The sequence below is a fragment of the Haliea sp. genome (assembly GCF_040222615.1).
Classification (GTDB): Bacteria; Pseudomonadota; Gammaproteobacteria; order Pseudomonadales; family Halieaceae; genus Haliea.
In genome coordinates, this window is the sequence record NZ_JAVKCQ010000108.1 from 42,499 (window position 1) to 59,737 (window position 17,239).

The 17,239-nt window shown below is 61.7% G+C and carries 17 protein-coding genes; 10 read left to right on the forward strand and 7 right to left on the reverse strand.

Annotated elements, in window-relative coordinates; translation table 11 throughout:
- Positions 1-132: 132 nt before the first annotated feature.
- From RJQ10_RS08800 to RJQ10_RS08830, 7 genes are read left to right on the forward strand one after another with little or no spacing between them, the layout of a single operon-like run.
- Positions 133-918: a DUF3450 domain-containing protein gene (locus RJQ10_RS08800; protein ID WP_350145669.1), complete on the forward strand. Its 786-nt coding sequence runs from the start codon at positions 133-135 to the stop codon at positions 916-918.
- Positions 918-2,294 (forward strand): MotA/TolQ/ExbB proton channel family protein, encoded by a 1,377-nt coding sequence (locus RJQ10_RS08805; RefSeq protein WP_350145671.1) that lies wholly within the window; start codon positions 918-920, stop codon positions 2,292-2,294. Before RJQ10_RS08800 ends, RJQ10_RS08805 begins: the two co-directional genes overlap by 1 nt.
- A 14-nt stretch (positions 2,295-2,308) precedes the next feature.
- The gene (locus RJQ10_RS08810) at positions 2,309-2,827 is read left to right on the forward strand and encodes a MotA/TolQ/ExbB proton channel family protein (protein ID WP_350145673.1); all 519 of its coding nucleotides are present in this window, start codon (positions 2,309-2,311) and stop codon (positions 2,825-2,827) included.
- A gap of 25 nt (positions 2,828-2,852) precedes the next feature.
- Positions 2,853-3,260, forward strand: a complete 408-nt coding sequence (locus RJQ10_RS08815) for an ExbD/TolR family protein (protein WP_350145675.1) — start codon at positions 2,853-2,855, stop codon at positions 3,258-3,260.
- Between the two features lie 2 nt (positions 3,261-3,262).
- Positions 3,263-3,679: an ExbD/TolR family protein gene (locus RJQ10_RS08820; RefSeq protein ID WP_350145677.1), complete on the forward strand. Its 417-nt coding sequence runs from the start codon at positions 3,263-3,265 to the stop codon at positions 3,677-3,679.
- Positions 3,680-3,684: 5 nt separating this feature from the next.
- The gene (locus RJQ10_RS08825; RefSeq protein WP_350145679.1) at positions 3,685-4,287 is read left to right on the forward strand and encodes an energy transducer TonB; all 603 of its coding nucleotides are present in this window, start codon (positions 3,685-3,687) and stop codon (positions 4,285-4,287) included.
- Between the two features lie 14 nt (positions 4,288-4,301).
- Positions 4,302-5,633 carry a tetratricopeptide repeat protein gene (locus tag RJQ10_RS08830; protein ID WP_350145681.1) on the forward strand — a complete coding sequence of 444 codons (1,332 nt, stop codon included), beginning with the start codon at positions 4,302-4,304 and terminating at the stop codon, positions 5,631-5,633.
- 70 nt (positions 5,634-5,703) lie between these two features.
- Here RJQ10_RS08830 and RJQ10_RS08835 read toward each other — a convergent pair whose 3' ends face one another.
- From RJQ10_RS08835 to RJQ10_RS08855, 5 genes are all read right to left on the reverse strand, one after another.
- Positions 5,704-5,910, reverse strand: a complete 207-nt coding sequence (locus RJQ10_RS08835) for a cold-shock protein (RefSeq protein WP_350145683.1) — start codon at positions 5,908-5,910, stop codon at positions 5,704-5,706.
- Between the two features lie 226 nt (positions 5,911-6,136).
- Complete coding sequence (gene glk, locus RJQ10_RS08840) at positions 6,137-7,099, reverse strand: glucokinase (RefSeq protein ID WP_350145685.1); 963 nt, start codon at positions 7,097-7,099, stop codon at positions 6,137-6,139.
- Entirely contained in the window at positions 7,096-8,544 is a 1,449-nt protein-coding gene (gene pyk, locus RJQ10_RS08845; protein ID WP_350145687.1) for a pyruvate kinase, read from the reverse strand. The genes glk and pyk overlap by 4 nt, the downstream gene beginning before the upstream one ends.
- Positions 8,541-9,554 (reverse strand): glycerophosphodiester phosphodiesterase, encoded by a 1,014-nt coding sequence (gene glpQ, locus RJQ10_RS08850; protein WP_350145761.1) that lies wholly within the window; start codon positions 9,552-9,554, stop codon positions 8,541-8,543. Before glpQ ends, pyk begins: the two co-directional genes overlap by 4 nt.
- A gap of 46 nt (positions 9,555-9,600) precedes the next feature.
- Positions 9,601-11,061, reverse strand: coding sequence for a coniferyl aldehyde dehydrogenase (locus RJQ10_RS08855; protein WP_350145689.1), 1,461 nt, complete (start codon positions 11,059-11,061; stop codon positions 9,601-9,603).
- A gap of 192 nt (positions 11,062-11,253) precedes the next feature.
- On the opposite strand from RJQ10_RS08855, the gene RJQ10_RS08860 reads away from it, so the two are divergent.
- On the forward strand, positions 11,254-11,601 hold the full coding sequence (locus RJQ10_RS08860) for a hypothetical protein (protein WP_350145691.1): 348 nt from the start codon (positions 11,254-11,256) through the stop codon (positions 11,599-11,601).
- On the opposite strand, the gene RJQ10_RS08865 is transcribed toward RJQ10_RS08860, so the two are convergent.
- Complete coding sequence (locus tag RJQ10_RS08865; RefSeq protein ID WP_350145693.1) at positions 11,598-12,650, reverse strand: mechanosensitive ion channel family protein; 1,053 nt, start codon at positions 12,648-12,650, stop codon at positions 11,598-11,600. The genes RJQ10_RS08860 and RJQ10_RS08865 overlap by 4 nt on opposite strands.
- Positions 12,647-13,303 carry a TetR/AcrR family transcriptional regulator gene (locus RJQ10_RS08870; RefSeq protein ID WP_350145695.1) on the reverse strand — a complete coding sequence of 219 codons (657 nt, stop codon included), beginning with the start codon at positions 13,301-13,303 and terminating at the stop codon, positions 12,647-12,649. Before RJQ10_RS08870 ends, RJQ10_RS08865 begins: the two co-directional genes overlap by 4 nt.
- A gap of 129 nt (positions 13,304-13,432) precedes the next feature.
- Here RJQ10_RS08870 and RJQ10_RS08875 point away from each other — a divergent pair, with 129 nt between their 5' ends.
- On the forward strand, positions 13,433-14,875 hold the full coding sequence (locus RJQ10_RS08875) for a sodium:solute symporter family transporter (protein WP_350145697.1): 1,443 nt from the start codon (positions 13,433-13,435) through the stop codon (positions 14,873-14,875).
- Between the two features lie 106 nt (positions 14,876-14,981).
- Positions 14,982-17,231 (forward strand): TonB-dependent receptor, encoded by a 2,250-nt coding sequence (locus RJQ10_RS08880; RefSeq protein WP_350145699.1) that lies wholly within the window; start codon positions 14,982-14,984, stop codon positions 17,229-17,231.
- The last annotated feature ends 8 nt before the right edge of the window (positions 17,232-17,239 follow it).

The following is a 17,239-nucleotide window of genomic DNA, read 5'->3' on the forward strand; positions in this document are numbered from 1 at the left end:
AGTTTAAATTCTTCACCTCGGTTTACCGGCACGCAGATTTCCACTGATTAACGTAGTATCGTAGAACCTAGTACCGAGTCGCGCTGTCTCAGCACTGAATCACTCTTGTTGGAAATAGGAAGCACAATTCCCATGACTATGCATCGATTGAAGAACGTATTGATCGCTGCGCTGGTAGCCACTGGCACCCTCCTGGGCGCCACGGCAGCAGTGCAAGCCAATACCCTGGACTCCATTCTGGAGGTCGGGGAATCCCGCAACAAGGCTGCCCGTGAGTCGCAGGTGAAGATCGACCGCCTGGCGGACGAAACCCGTGACCTGCTGACCGACTACAAGGCGGTGATGAAGCAGGTTGATGGCCTCAAGGTCTACAACGCGCGCCTGCAGCGTCAGATAGACAACCAGATGCGCCGCATTGCGGACATCGAGGAGTCCATCAACGAGGTGACGGTCATCCAGCGTCAGATGACGCCACTGGTAATCCGCATGATTGACAGCCTTGAGCAGTTCGTCAATCTGGATGTGCCGTTCAACATAGACGAGCGTCGCGAGCGTATTGCCTTCCTGCGCAGCAACGTCGATCGCTCGGATCTGACCGTTGCCGAAAAGTTCCGCCAGGTGCTGGAAGCCTACAACATCGAGCTGCAGTATGGTCGCGGCTTCGACAGCTACAGCGACTCAATCGAAATCAACGGCGTGATTCGTGACGTGGACTTCCTGCGCATCGGTCGTCTGTCCCTGGTCTACCAGACCACCGACGGCAACGAAAGCGGCGTCTGGAACAACGAGACCAAGAGCTGGGATCCGCTGCCATCTGGCGACTATGCCAACGACATCCGCAAGGGTGTCCGCATTGCCAAGCGCCAGGCCACCATCGATCTTCTCAACATGCCCGTAGCTGCACCGGAGGCTAACTAATGAAAGCGCTTAACAAGATTTTCCCGGCCCTGGTGCTGGGTGGTGCGCTGGCCGTGTCTGGTGCTGTCAATGCGCAGGAGGCCGCCACTCTCGACCAGCTGCTCGGTCTGGTCAAGCAGGGACAGGCTACCGAAGCACGTGAAAATGCCCAGCGTGAAAGGGAATTCGCCGCCGCCAAGGCCGACCAGGCCCGGCTGCTGCGGGAGGCTGAAGCTGAGCGGACCCGGCAGGAGCAGGAATCCTCTCGCCTGGAGAACAAGTTTGAAGAGAACGAGCTGCTGGTTGCTGCCAAGCAAGAGCAGCTGCGTGAGCGCCTCGGTTCGCTGACCGAGCTGTTCGGCCACCTGACAGCCGCTTCTGGCGACCTCGCTTCGAACATCGAGGTGTCGCTGGTTTCCGCGCAGTACCCCGATCGCGGCGACTTCCTGCGCGAACTGATCAACAAGATGAGCAGCTCTGACAAACTGCCGCGGATCGAGGAGATCGAGCGCGTCTGGTACGAAATGCTGCGTGAAATCACCGAGACCGGCAAAGTGGTCAAGTTCACTACCGAAGTGGCCAGCGCAGCCGGTGAGCGCTCCGAGCGCGAAGTGGTCCGGGTCGGCGCGTTCAACGTGATCGACACCGACGGCAACTATCTCGCCTACAACAACGACACCCTGAGTGTGCTGCCCCGCCAGCCGGCCGGTCGCTTCACCGGTTGGGCCGAGTCACTGGCCAACGCCGACAGCGGCATGCACCAGTTCGGCATCGATCCCACCGGTCCCACCGGGGGCTCGTTCCTGGCTGCCATCATCGACAGCCCGACGCTGGAAGAGCGCTGGCACCAGGGCGGTTACGTGGGCTACGCGATTACCGCAGTGGGCGTGTTTGGTTTCATCCTCGCTATCTTCCGCCTGCTTGTGCTCTCTGTGGTCAGCACCAAGGTTAGCAGTCAGCTGAAGAGCAGCACCGCCAGCACCAACAACCCGCTGGGCCGCGTGCTCAAGATCCACGAGGACAACCCCAGCATGGACCCGGAGACCCTGGAGCTGAAAATGGCCGAAGGTGTCATGCGCGAAACTCCGAAGCTGGAATCCGGTCTCACCCTGTTGAAGATCATTGCCGCGGTCGCGCCGCTGATGGGTCTGCTGGGTACCGTAACCGGTATGATTATCACCTTCCAGGCCATCACCATTTTCGGTGCGGGCGATCCAAAGGCCATGGCCGGCGGTATCTCCAGCGCTCTGGTGACCACGGTTCTGGGTCTGCTGGTGGCGATACCCACGGTGCTCCTGCACACGATCGTGAATGGCCGCGCCCAGCGCATCATTCACGTGCTCAATGAGCAGGCGACCGGTATCGTGGCAGAACACTCCGAATCCAACGCTAAGTAGACAGGGGTTCGACCATGGGAGGTATATTCGAAGCCATTCTCGCCTTTATGGACAAGGGCGGGGATGTGCTCTGGCTCATCGCCATCCTCGTCTTCGTGATGTGGACGCTGATATTCGAGCGCCTGTGGTATTTCACTTTTACCTGGCGCAAGGAAGTCTTTGAGGTCATCAAGGCCTGGGAGGCCCGCCCGGAGCGCAAGTCCTGGAACGCGAAGCAGGTGCGCATGCGCCTGCTCTCCCAAAGCCGCGAAGCGATCAATGCCAACTTGCCCATCATCACCACGATGGTGGCCCTGTGCCCGCTGCTCGGTCTGCTGGGCACGGTGACCGGGATGATCGAGGTGTTCAACGTGATGGCGGTTACAGGTGGCGGCGATGCCAAGTCGATGGCCGGCGGGGTCGAGCGCTCAACGATCCCCACCATGGCCGGGATGGTTGCTGCGTTGTCCGGTCTGTTTGCCAATACCTATATCAGCCGTATTGCCGCGCGGGAACAGGAATTCCTTCAGGATAACTTGACGTCCGATCACTGAGCGAACGTCCAAAGGTACATATCAGATGCGCAGACTTGCAAAGCATAGCGAAGATGAAGGAGCGGAAATCGACCTGACGCCGATGTTGGACGTCGTGTTCATCATGCTCATTTTCTTCATCGTGGTGGCTTCCTTCATCAAGGAAGCCGGGGTCGAGATCAACCGGCCCGACAGTTCCAAGTCAGACCCCAGTGATGCCACCAGTATCCTGGTCCAGATCCGCAGCGACAACCAGATCTGGATGGAGAACCGTCGCGTTGATACGCGAGCGGTCCGCGCCAACATCCAGCGTCTGCTGGCCAACGATCCCGAGCAGGGCGTGACCATCAAGGTCGAGAAAGGAGCACGAGCCGGTGCCGTCGTCGACGTCGCCGACGCCGCCCGCGAGGCGGGTGCACCCTCGGTTAACTGGGCCAGCGAAGGGAAGCAGTAGCCATGAGCATGAGACAAGCTGGCGCGCGCAAGCCCTCCGGCAACGACAGCACCATCGACTTGACGCCCATGCTGGATGTGGTGTTCATCATGTTGATCTTCTTCATCGTGACATCATCGTTCGTCAAGGAGCCCGGGGTCGAGTTGATGAAGCCCCAGGCGACAACCACCGAGGCCTGCGAGCGCGGCACCATAATCTTTGCGGTGGATGGCCGCGGCGAGATCCACTACGACAAGAACAAGGTGTCCCTGGATCGCGCCATGCGCCTTGCCGAAGCGGCCAAGAAAGAGGCGCCGCAGGCCAACGTGGTCGTGCAGGTCGATCGTGAGACACCGGCATTTGCCGTGGAACAGCTGATTGATGAATTGCGGCCCATGCTGACAGCGCCGCCGTGTATTTCAACGGATGACGAGGTTTAATCGAAATGGGCAGTAGCTTTGTGAGGGTACTGGTCGGAGCACTGGTAGCGGTTCCCGTCGCGATAGGCCTGTTTTTCGTGATGCACAGCCTCATTAACCGTGAGTATGAGCAGCAGGAAATCGAGGCGCGGAAAATTGCGGACATCGTGGTCCCCGAGAACGAGATCGAGGTGAACGTCAAACAGGCGAAACCGGAGAAAGTGGAAGATCCGGAAGAGCCGCCGCCAGAGTTGCCTACCCCTGACCTGGACATGGACATGGACCTGAACGTGGTCAACACCGCGCCCCGGGCCTCCGTCGATGTATCGATCAGCGCGACGGGCATCAGTGGCGATGGCGAGTATCTGCCGATTGTAAAGGTGGCTCCGGTATACCCGCGCCGGGCCCAGACCCGCGGCATCTCGGGGTACTGCATCGTGGAATACACGGTGACCCGTACGGGCTCGATCCGGGATCCGCGCGCGGTGGACTGCCAGCCCTCGGGCGTGTTTGAGTCGGCCTCCATCAAGGCGGCGGAGAAATTCAAGTATCGGCCCCGCGTTGTGGATGGCGAGCCTATCGAGGTGGCGGGTGTGCAGAACTTGTTTACCTACGAGCTGGAAAACTAGGAAGGTTGGTACGTATGAAACTCCATGATTCCGGTGTCTGGCTGCGCGCAGCCCTCCTGGCTCTGCCGGTGGCGGTAGCCCAGGTCGCCGTCACCCAGGTCCAGTCCGAACTCGGCATGCGCACGTTTGCTGCGGCCCAGGCCCAGGAAGGTGAGCAGCGTGAGACGCGCCGCACCCCGGCACTGCGCAACGCCGTCTACGAAAAACTGGCAGAGGCCCAGGCCGCCGCGGAAGCCGGAGATATGGCAACCGCGTCACGTGTACTGGACGGGATGCTTGCCTCTGGTGGCAAGAACGAACTGAACAGCTACGAGCTGGCCAACGTCTACAACCTGTACGCGTTTATCCACTACACCCGTGAAGACTATAACGCGGCGCTGCAGGCCTATGAAAATGTCGCGCGCCAGCCCGATATCCCGTTGGCGATGGAGATCAATACCCGCTATACGATTGCCCAGCTGTACTTTGTGCAGGAGCAGTGGCAGCGGGGGGTCAACGCGCTGCTGGACTGGTTCAAGCTGACCGAGAATCCCAATGAGGAAGCCTACGTCCTGCTGGCCCAGGGCTACTACCAGCTGAACGACTACACCAAGGCGTTGAGCAATGTGGAGAAGGCGATTTCCCTGTACCAGGAGGAAGACAAGACTCCCAAGGAACAGTGGTACAACCTGGCTCGCTTCCTCTATTTTGAGAAAGGCGATGTCACCAATACCGTGCGGGTGCTGGAGGAACTGCTGAAGCACTATCCGGACAAGCAGTATTGGGTACAGCTGTCCCACATGTACGGTGAGCAGAAGCGTGATGGCGAGCAGCTCGCGGCCATGGAGACCGCCTATGTCCAGGACATGCTGGACAAGGGCACCGAGCAGGTCACGATGGCTTACCTGTACCTGAATGCCGAGGTGCCCTACAAGGCGGCCAAGGTGATGGACAAGGGCCTCAAGAACAAGTCGATCGAGACCAACTCGCGCAACTACGAGATCCTCGGTAATGCCTGGCGCCAGGCGCAGGAGGTCGACAAGGCCATTCCGGCCATGGAAGAGGCGGCAAAGAAAGCCGAAGATGGTGAGCTTTACGCGCGCCTGGGGAATATATACCTGGACGGCGACCGCAATGAGGATGCCATCAGGGCGATTACCCGGGGCCTGCAGCGCGGGGGCGTAAGACGTCCGGATTCCGCGAGGCTGGTGCTCGGTATGGCATATTTCAACACCAAGCAGTACGAGAAGGCGCGGGAAGCGTTCCAGGCAGCTGGTCGCGACGAGCGTTCAGCGCAGTACGCCAGGCAGTGGATCCAGTACATGGACTCCGAGATCGAGCGCCAGAGGCAGCTGGAAAGCGGCTGATCCCGCTCTGGTTGCGGCAAAAAAAAGGAGCACCAGGTGCTCCTTTTTTTATCTCCCCGAACGAGGCTCCTTAGACAGGAGTTACGTTCTCGGCCTGGGGGCCTTTCTGGCCATTGGTGACAGTGAACTGTACCTTTTGACCGTCAGTCAGTGTCTTGAACCCTTCGCCCTTGATGGCGCTGAAGTGAACAAATACATCGGGGCCGTTTTCGCGCTCGATAAAGCCGAATCCCTTGGTCTCGTTAAACCACTTAACGGTGCCGGTTTCTGTAGACATAAGTGTTACCTGTATAGCAATGGAAAGCCCTTCAGGGCCCCAGGGGTTTAGTCACTATTTATGTTCGACGTACCGAGGAACTTGAGGGAACTTCGACCACGCGCATAAATACCACTGATTTCTCAGCTTCAAGAAGTGTAGCACTGCCGCCAGTTGCTGGGATTACAGCAGGAACAAAAAATTTGGGCAATTTTACCCGTTTATAGCCGGTTGTCGTGTTTCTGTCTCAGGCCAGGGGTGCGTGCCCGGCACCCAGCAGGCCGAGGTTTGCGTGGGTGACAAGCCGCACCGGCATCCTCTCCAGATGCGTTTGCATGGGCCCGTGGTCGGCAAACCGTCGTTGGAAATCGCTTGTTTGCAGGAACGCGGGGATAGTGGGCAGGATGCCTCCGGCCAGGTAGAGTCCGCCGAAAGCGCCGCTGGCCAGGACGAAATCGGCACTCGCGGCCCCCAGCAGCGCGCAAAACTGGTGCAGGGTTGCCCTGCACAGTGCATCTGTTCCCGCCACAGCCCGGGCGGTGATATCCTCGCTGCGCAGCGGCTCCGCGGTGAGGCCTTGCAGCAGCCCCAGCGCCCGGTGGAGACGTTGCAGGCCAGGCCCGGACAGCAGCAGTTCCGTGTAGATGCGGCCGTGCTCACGCATCAATACCCGCCACAGCTCCAGCTCTTCTGCTCCGCCCGGCGCCAGGTCCATGTGTCCGGGTTCGCAGGCTACCGCCAGGTGATGCCGGTGACTGGTATCCAGCACCGCCCCGCCCAGCCCCGTGCCGGGTCCGAGGACGGCGAGGCGGGGGTAGGCGCTGGTGCCGGGCTGGATCTCGTGGCAGTCCTCCGGCTGCAGCCATGGCAGGGCGTAGGCATTGGCCTGGAAGTCGTTGATCAGGCGGACACGATCCCAGGCAAAACGCGCCGCCAGCTCGCGCCCGCTGAAGGACCAGCTGCAATTGCTCATGGTAGCGGTGTCGCCATCGGGCGGAGCGGCGACCGCGAGACAGGCCTGCCGGGGTCGGGCGTCGGGATGCTCGTCCAGCCAGCGGGCAATGACGGCATCGAGCCCGACAAACTCGCGGTTCTGGTAGCGACCTACGTACTGCAGCCTGTTGCCTGTCGCCGCGATCAGGGCAATGCGGGTGTTGGTGCCACCGATATCCGCTACCAGCCGTCCGCTCCTGTCAGTATCCGTGCTCATGGCACCGGCAGAATTTTCATGATATTGGTGGAACCCGGACTGCCCATGACGGCGCCTTTGGTTAACAGGACTGCATCGCCTTTGTGCAACTGGCCCTCGTCACAGAGGAACTCGATCGCACAGCTGTCGACTGAATCCTGGTCAAAAACGCTGGCATCGAAGAACAGCGGTACCACCCCGCGACAGAGGCAGAGGCGCTGCAGGGTTTCGCTGCGGTTGCTCAGGGCGAAGATGGGCAGCCCGGAGCTCAGCCGCGACATCAGCAGCGGCGTGGTTCCGGACTCGGTCAGGCAGGCGATGCCGCGCACGGTCTTGTAGTGGTTGGCGGCGTAGATTGCCGACATGGCAATCGTCTCCTGGGCACTCGCGAACTGCTTGTCTAGCCGATAGCGGGAGGTGCGGGCCACGGGGTGGCGCTCCGCACCCAGGGCCGCGTCAGCCATCGCGGCGACCACTTCCACGGGGTAATTGCCAACGGCGGTTTCCGCCGAGAGCATGACCGCGTCGGTACCATCGAGAACCGCATTGGCCACGTCGAAGACTTCGGCCCGGGTGGGCATGGGGCTGTTGATCATCGACTCCATCATCTGGGTCGCGGTAATCACCACCCGGTCCATCTTGCGGGCCCGGGATATCAGGTCCTTCTGCAGGCCGATCAGCTCCGCATCGCCCACCTCTACGCCGAGATCACCACGGGCGACCATGATCCCGAAAGAGGCGTTTATGATCCCGTTCAGGGTGACATCGTCCGCCACGACTTCCGCCCGTTCAATCTTGGCGATGATGGACGGCTCCAGCTGGTGGGCGCGCAGCAGGTCCCGGGTCTGGAAAATGTCCTCGGCGCTGGAGACGAAGGATACGGCGACAAAATCCGGACGCACTTCGGCAAGGCTGTCGATGTCGGCGATATCCTTGGTGGTCAGCGCCGGCGCGGCGAGTCCGCCCCCAAGGCGATTGATCCCCTTGCGGGACCCGAGGACACCGCCGACCAGAACTGTGCAGTCCACCGCGTTGCCCTGTACCTCGTCCACCCGCAACCGCAACCGGCCGTCATCCAGCAGCAGGGTGTCGCCGCGATACACGCTGGTGGTCAGCTCCCGGTAGTCCAGGCCTACTCCGTGGGCATCCCCTTCACCCTCGCCCAGCCCCAGGTCGAGGCGGAACCGGTCCCCGTTCTCCAGCCGCACAGAGCCGTTGCGAAAGCTGCTGATGCGTATTTTCGGACCTTGCAGGTCGGCCAGGATGCCGATATAGCGCCCGGCGACGGCGGCCTGCTTGCGGATGCGCTGGGCGACCTGGGCGTGCTGGGTAGCGGAGCCATGGCTGAAGTTGAGCCTGAAGACATTGACGCCCGCCGCAATGAGCCGGGCTATCATGTCCTCGGACTCACTGCCCGGGCCTATGGTGGCTACGATCTTGGTGCGCCGGTTGACTCTGGGTGTCACGATGCAGTCCTGTTGACGAAGTGCTGAAGCAAGAAATCCCTGGCGAGGTCGGGAAAGTCGGTAAACAGGCCGTCGACGCCGACCTGGTTGAAGAAAATATCCAGCAATTCTCCAAAATTGTCGATACCCGTCGGCAGCGCGTCGGCGCGGAAGGTGTAGGGATGTACCTGTAATCCGCGCTCGTGCGCCAATGGCACCAGATTGCTGAGCTCGACGCTGCCGTCGGCGCGCCTGCCGCGGTAGATCTGCATCAGCCAGGGACCGATGCCATCGGCGTAGTCGGCGACTGCGTCCAGGCCGGCGGGCGTTTGCAGGAAATCGTAGTCCACCTCGCTGTCTTCACCCCAGCTGTTATCGGCAACCAACTGGATCAGCGGCAGCGGGGTGCGCAGGGTATGGCGCAGATAGCGCAGGGTAGCGTCGTCGAAGCACTGCAGGAAGACCTGGTCCCGGCGTTGGTCATAGCCCCTCTCCACCAGCACTTCCAGCACCCGTACGGCGATATCGTGGCCCTCCAGACGGTGGAAGTTGGGCCCCTTGAGTTCAATATACAGCCCGGTCCGGCGGTTGCGGCTGCGGTCCAGCCCGGCTATGAAATCAATTTCCTCGGCCAGCGTGGGGACGCCCTGCAGCCCGGGGCCCAGTGGAAAGCGGGAGGGGAAGGCGGCGGCGCCGTCCGGCCCCGTGCGCTCGTGCACCCGCAGGCTGCGTATCTCGGCCAGGGTGAAGTCTATGGCGTAGTGGCGACCGTCCGCCCGGGCGCGGTCGGGGAAGCGTGCCGCTACATCCGTGGTGGACTCCAGATAGATATCGTGGAGGACAATCGGGATCCCGTCGCGGCTCAATACCACGTCCTGCTCGATGAAATCCGCGCCCATGGCATGGGCCATGGCCTTGGCGGCCAGGGTGTGCTCCGGCACATAGCCGCTGGCACCGCGGTGGGCAATAACAATCGGTGAGCTGGCGGCTGTGGTCATAGCCGCCCATGGTAGCAGGACAGCGGCGATCAGGGCGACAAGCTGTAACTGTTATCGTACCGCCGCTGTCCCCCGGAGCTTATTTCCGGACCTGCATGCCGATGGTCTTTTCCGTGGCCTTGCTGTAGGGAGGCAGCATTCCGCCCAGCTTGCCGACGTTGATTCCCGACTGCCGGTAGACAGACTTGGCATGGCTGAAAGTGCGGAAGCCGGCCTCGCCGTGGTAGGCGCCCATGCCGCTGGGCCCGACCCCGCCAAAGGGCAGCTCCTCCTGCATCACATGCATGATAACGTCGTTGATGCAGGCGCCGCCCGAGGTGGTGCGCTTGAGCACGGCCTCTTCCTCAGTCTTGTCGGTACCGAAGTAATAGGCTGCCAGTGGCCTGGGGTTGGCGTTGACGTAATCGATGGTCTCGCCGAAATCCTTGTAGGTGCGGATCGGCAGCAGGGGGCCAAACAGCTCCTCCTGCATTAGTTTGAGGTCATCCGCGGGTTGCGGGATCAGGGTCGGGGGAATCTTCCGGCTGTCCCGGTGGGCGCTGAAATCTTCGTTCGCCGGGTTGATCGCGATGGTCTTCAGTCCCCGCTCCTCGGCCTCCCGCAGGTAGCCGGTCAGGCGTTCATAGTGGCGCTGGTTCACCACCGCGGTGTACTCCGGGTTGTCGAGAATCCTGGGGTACATCGCCGTGACGGCCTTCTCCGCCGCGGCAATCACCTCCTGCAGTTTTTCCTCCGGTACCATCAGGTAGTCCGGGGCCAGGCAGATCTGGCCGGCGTTCAGGGTCTTGCCCAGCATGATGCGTTCGAGGCTCTGCTCGAGGTTCGCGCTGCGGGAGATGATCACCGGAGACTTGCCGCCCAGTTCCAGGGTCACCGGCACCAGGTTGCGGGCTGCCGCGGTCATGATGTGGCGGGCCACGGACGTCGCTCCGGTAAACAGCAGGTGGTCGAACGGCAGGGCGGAAAAAGCCTGCCCCACTTCCGGTCCGCCGGTAAAGATCGCGACTTCCTTTTCGTCCCAGGCCGCAGCGACCATTTCCGCCATGATTTCCGACGTTGCCGGGGTAAACTCGGAGGGTTTGATCAGGGCCCGGTTCCCGGCTGCAAGAATCCCCGCCAGTGGGCCGAAGGTCAGGTTGACCGGGAAGTTCCAGGGTGAGATCACGCCGACAACGCCGAGCGGCTGGTATTCGATGCGGGAGCGGCCGCCGAGCAGGTTGAGTGGGAACATGGTGGCCCGGCGCCGGGGCCGCATCCACTTGTGCAGGTGCTTGCGCGCGTGTTTCATCGGCGTAATTGAGGCGGCAACATCGGTCAGCAGGCTGACCTGGCGGGCCCTGCAGCTGAAATCCTCGTTCAGCGCCTCGACAATCCTGTCCTGGTACTTCAGCAGCACATCGATACCGCGATCAATGCGGTCGATGCGGGTTGTGGCGGACACGTCCCCTTCGCGCAGGTAGTCCTTGCGCTGGGCCTCCAGTACCAGCAGCATGCGCTGCCCGGTTTCCGCGGTCGGCGGGATGGATGGCGGTGCATTCATGGTGGCTATCCTCTTGTTGGCCCGGGTTGCTGAACTACTCTGCCTGCCAGCAAAGTATAGTAGTCGTGGGGGCCGAAATTAACCGGCAGCAGAGGTCTTTTATGGCCAGCCAGCGTCGGCCGCGGGGAGCGTTGTCGACGCTTCCGCCTGTTTTGGCTTGGCAACGGGATTTTCTCCTGCTACAACAGCGCCATGAAAAACCCGCCCGCCAGGAAAGACCCCCGCACGCCATCGCCGCCCTATGGCTATTCCCGGGAGTGCGACTACAGTCGCGAACAGCAGATGCACATTGTGGCGGAATTCCACGCCCACCGGATCCGTCCCAGCCGCATCGCCTACCGGGTGGGTATCGATATCGCTTTTATCGAGGCCCTGATCGCCGGCGAGCTGGAACCGGAGCGCTTCCCGCGGCTGGTGGCCCACTATCGGCGCAACCGCTATCAGCAGCGCCTTCGGGACAGCCAGCGGGAACAGGGTGTTACCCGCTTCGAGTTGCAGCAGCGGATAGAGGCGGACTTCCAGCGCGAGATCGATCTCTAGGATTTGCTCTCTTTCTGGCTGTCGATCCGCTCCACCAGCCAGGCCTCCCGCCGCTCCAGCTGTGCGAGCTGGCTCTCCAGCGCGGCCTTTTCCTCGGGACCGGCCTGCTTGAGTTGCTCGCGACCGGCCTTCAAGTCCTGGTGGATTTGCTCCCGGTGCAGTCGCAGCTCTTCCAGGCTCGCTGCTTCTTCGGCCTCATCGAAAATCTTCTCTTCAGGTGCCGGTGTCTCCACTTCGCTCGTGCCGGCGACCAGCACCGGCTGTTCCGGAATGACCCTTTGCCCCGCGTCCACCTGGCGCTGGTAGACGAAGCCGGGCGAGACGATTTCCACGCCGTTGCCATGCAGTTGCTCAAGAATCTTCTTCCGCAGGTTGGAGCGCGCGGTGAGCGGATGCTTGACCTCCTCGAGGAAGCCGCAGGCCCGGTAGAGCACGGCATGGTCCAGCAACTCCTGCACCAGTACGAAAGGTTCGGTGAGACCAGCCGCTTCGCCGGCCGCCAACAGCAGGTCCTGGACCCGGGTGTACGGCTCGTCGTAGCCGATGGAAACATCGGCGGAGATGATGGTGCCCTCCCGGTGCAGCACGGTGAAGGGCTGAGAGACCAGCAGCAGATTGGGCAGGGTAACGAGGTCGCGCATTTCACTCTGGATCTGGGTGTTGAGCAGTGCCCGGCGGGTCACCCGACCGAACAGGTCAGTCACCCGGATGTAGTCTCCGGGGCGGAAAGGGCGGGTGACCTGCAGCATGACACCGGCCATTGCGTTGGCGACGAAGGTTGTGGAAGCCAGGGCAATGATTGCGGAGAGCAGCACACCCATCAGGCTCAGCACCTGGCCCTGGGTTTCATCACTGATCGGGAGCACGACGACCAGGGCGATGATCCCCCCGGAGACAATCAGCCAGACGGCGAGCTGGAACGCAATGCTGCTCATGCCCTGGGGGCCTCGCAGTGCCACCAGCCTGGCGACGTGCACGCCCGACAGGACCAGGGCCACGGTCAGCAGGGCCGGCCAGGCCCCGCTCCAGAAGGAGGCGAGCTCGTTCATGAGGAGGTCCCCCTGCCGCACACCTGCCTGAAGCCCGCCGCAACGAAGGGAATCATGTGGTTGTAGGCAGCCTCGAAATCAGCGGAGCGGCATTTGCCGCCGGACAACTTGTCGATGCGCCCGGTCTGGGCCAGGGTCAGGGTGAGCGCCCCCGAGAGATTGTGGTAACACCAGTAGATATCTTCGTCCCGCGCCTCAGGCAGTGCCTTGCGCAGGGCGGCAATGAATTCGCCTACCAGACCGTCGAACAGCTTGGACATCATGCGCGGCCCCCAGTAGGGCGAATTGTTGATGTAGGCGATCAGCGCGAGATAGTGCTGCCAGCCCGGGTCGCCGGTCTCCTGCGCGAGTTCCAGCGGGCGGAGGAAGGCCTCGATGATCTGCTCAACACTGGGCCCCTCGCTGCCGGCCGACAGCTGGCAGGCGCGCAGCGCGTCCTGGCGCGCGCTGTTGAGCAGCGCGGCCCGACGCTCGAATACCGCATTGAACAGGTCGAGCTTCTTGCCGAAATGGTAACTGGCCAGGGCCACATCGACTCCGGCGCCCTTGGCGATCTGGCGCAGGGTCACACCGTCGTAGCCGTGCAGCGCAAAAAGCTCCTCGGCGACGTCCAGGATGCGTTCTCGTTTGGGAAGGCTGCGGGAATTGCTCATTGGCGGTATGCGTGGTCCTGACCAGCGGGACAATAGCACAGTTTAAATTTCAACGCTTGTTGAAATGTGCGCCGGATTTGTCCAGAATCCCGTCCGGACAGACACCATAACCATAATCAGGCCCCTGCCATGACTCCCGAAATTTTCAAGTATCTGATCACCGCAAGCTACATTGTGCTGGTGCTGTGGCTGTCCTGGGTGGGCATGCGCCGCACCCGCGATATCCGCGGCTTTTCCATCGGCAACAAGGATATGAGCCCCTACCTGATCGGGATTACGCTGGCGGCGTCCATCGCCTCTACCGCGACCTTCGTGATCAACCCGGGCTTCGTCTACAGCCACGGCCTGAGCGCCTACCTGCACTACGGGCTCGCCGGATCCCTGGGCATTCTCTCCGCGTTTCTGGTCCTGACCCGGGGGTTTCTGCGCCTGGGTGAAAGCAGCCAGGCCCTGACCATTCCCCAGTGGATCTTCTACCGCTACAACCACCGGGGTCTGAGCCTGTTCTTCGCGTTCATCAACCTGCTGTCGATCACTTTTGTGGTGCTCATCCTGGTGGGCTGCAGCCTGCTGCTGACCGGGCTGTTCCCGATCGACCAGAAAGTGGCGCTGATCCTGGTGCTGGTGTTTGTCTTTTCCTATGTGCTGATGGGCGGGACCTATGCGCACGCCTATACCAATACCCTGCAGGGGCTGATGATGCTGGCGATCACGGTGATCCTGTTTGTCCAGGGCTGGAAATACTTTGGCGACGACCCTCTGGCGGCGCTGCGGGGTGTGGGCGCGGGCTATGCCGATGCCTTCAACAGCGGCAGTGACCTGTATTTCGACTTTTTCTCGGTTTTTGTCAGCGGTTTTGTAGTGACTTTTGCCCTGATGTTGCAGCCGCATATTCTCACCAAGATCCTTTATCTGCGCAGCGAACGTGATATTGGCAAGTTCATTGGCACCACCGTGGTGGTGGGTACCGTCTTCACCCTGATGCTGATGATCGGTTTCTACGCCCGCCTGGCCGGGCTTGAGGTGCCGGCCCAGGACACGGTGGTCCGGGAATACCTGCTGTTTGAATTCGGCAGCTCCCTGTGGGGCGAGTACGTCCTGGTCTTTATTTTCCTGACCCTGCTCGCCGCGGGTATGAGTACACTGGACGGTATCCTGGTGTCCCTGTCGGCGATGGTGGTCAACGACATCGTCCAGCCTCTGTACGGTGACCGCTACAACGCGCTGGCGCTATCGCGGGTCGTCCTCGTGCTGGTGGGCGTGGTGGGTGTCATCCTGGCCTGGAACCCGCCGCCGTTGATCGGCCTGTTCGCCCAGAAAGGGGTGTACGGCCTGGCAGCCGCGTCTATTGTTCCGGTGCTGTTCGGTGTCCTGGTGCGGCGTCATATCCCTCTCTGGGTGGTGCTGGGGTCGGCCGTGCTGGGCCTGTTCTGCCACCTGGGGCTGAATCTTTCCGGGCTGGTGAAAAACCCTGCAGTGTCAGCAAGCTACGCCATCTTCCTCGCCCTGGGCTATGGACTGCTGGGACTGTTGCTGACCCGGCCCGGGCCAGCGAGAACGGATCCCGCTTGACATTTCAACAAATGTTGAATATTTTGCCGTGGAATTCAACAACTGTTGAATCCGCGCTGCAAGCGCGGTTTCAACCACACCACTCATAATGACAAAGGTGACAATAATGAAAGCACTCGCTCCGCGTTCCGCCATCGCCCTGGCTGTCTCCCTGGCCTCGCTGGCCCAGTTCACCCCCGCCCTGGCCCAGTCCGGTCCTGCCCTGGCGCTGGAGGAGGTGGTGGTGACTGCCCGGCGCCGGGCCGAGAACCTGCAGGATGTCCCCATCGCGGTTACCGCCCTGTCCGGGGACGCGCTGCGCCTGCGGGGGGCCACTGATATCAGCGAGCTGGCCCAGATCATACCCAGTGTGACTCTCGAGCCCTCCCGCGCCACCAGCACGACCCTGACCGCCTTTATCCGCGGGGTCGGCCAGCAGGATCCTCTCGCCGGCTTCGAACAGGGTGTCGCCCTGTACCTGGACGACGTTTATATTGCCCGCCCCCAGGGCGCCCTGCTGGATATTTACGATGTCGAGCGGGTCGAGGTGTTGCGCGGGCCGCAGGGCACGCTGTACGGCCGCAACGCCGTTGGCGGAGCCATCAAATACGTGACCCGCCGGCTCGGTGAGGACTTCGAAGCGCGCCTGAAAGCGTCCTATGGCAGCTATGACCAGATGGATCTCGTGGGCACCGTTTCAGCGCCGGTAACCGACACCTTCCGCGTCGGCGCCACGGTAGCCTCGCTGACTCGCGACGGCTACGGCAGGAACCTCACCACCGGGGCCGAGCACTACGACAAGGATCTGTTCGCCTGGCGCGCCAGCGCCGAGTGGCTGCCCAGTGACGACTGGCTGGTCCGTATTGCCTACGACAAGCTCAATGACAAAACCAATCCGGTTGCCGGCTTCCGGCCGTTCCCCGGCGCCGCTAGCGGCGTGCCGGTACTCAATGACCGCTACGACACCACCGCCGGTGCCTCCGACTTGATATCCACTGCAGGCATCAACGGCAACAACGAGATCGATGCCGAGGGCCTGATGCTGTCGGTAGACTGGAACCTGAGCGAAGCCACTACCCTCCGTTCCATCAGCGCCTGGCGTGAGGACCTGACCGAATCCGTGATCGACTTCGACGGCCTCGCGGTGATGGACTTTGACGCGCCGGTTATCTATGACAACGAGCAGTTCAGCCAGGAATTCCAGCTGCTGTACAACGCCGACCGCTGGAACATTGTCGCCGGTTTCTATTACCTGGATGCCACCGCCTCCAATGATTTCGACGTGGTGCTGGGGCAGATCGGCCCCGTCACGGCCTACACCGGCGGGACCGTGGATACGGAAGCCTGGTCGCTGTTCACGGACCTGACCTATCGCCTGACCGACGCGCTGTCACTTTCGGTCGGTGGACGCTACACCGAGGACAAGCGCACGGCGGACATTTTCCGCGCCAACTATCTCGGCTTCGGCTCACCTTTCCTGGGCAACGACAGCGCTATGCTGCTGGTCACGACCAGTGACTACGAGGCGAGCAAGACCTACACCGACTTCTCGCCGCGGATCAATCTCAGCTACGCCCTCAACGACGACACCACCGTCTACGCAAGCTACAGCCAGGGCTGGAAAGCCGGCAGCTTCGACCCCCGCGGTGCCAACTTCCTCACCCCGGAAGTAGAGCGTGGTTTTGATCCGGAAACCCTCGACTCCCTGGAGCTGGGCTACAAGACCACCTGGCTGGAGGGGCGTGCGCTTACCAATATAGCGGTGTTCTACAGCGACTATCAGGACATGCAGATTCCCGGCTCGGTCGGTATCGACAGCGATGGCGATGGCGTCAATGACGGTTTCGTGGGGACGGTGACCAACGCGGGGGAAGCGAAGATTTCCGGTATCGAGGTAGAGGGCAATGTGCTGCTGGGGCAGGGCTTCAGCGTGCAGCTCGCGCTGAGCTTCCTGGATGCGGAAATCAAGGAATGGCTGGTCAACGGAGTGGACGTTCCCGACCAGCGCGCGGTGCAGAACACGCCCGAGGAAATGGCTTACCTCGGCCTCACCTACACCACCGGGCTCGCAGGGGGCGACATAACCGCCAACCTGAACTGGTCCTACAAGGGCGATATCACCCAGTTTGAGGCACCGGTGCCGATTATCGACCAGCAGAGCTATGACGTCGTCAACGCGAGCATTGTCTGGCTCAGCGCGGATGACCAGTGGCTGTTCGGGCTGCACGGCAAAAACCTGACGGACGAGGCGATCAAGACCGCGGGCTACTGTATCGGATCTGGCGGCTGCCCCTCGAGACTGGGCCTGGAGGACAACACCACCGTGTTCTACGCACCGCCGAGGACCGTTACGGCAACTGTGGAATACCGCTTCTGAGCCGGGGA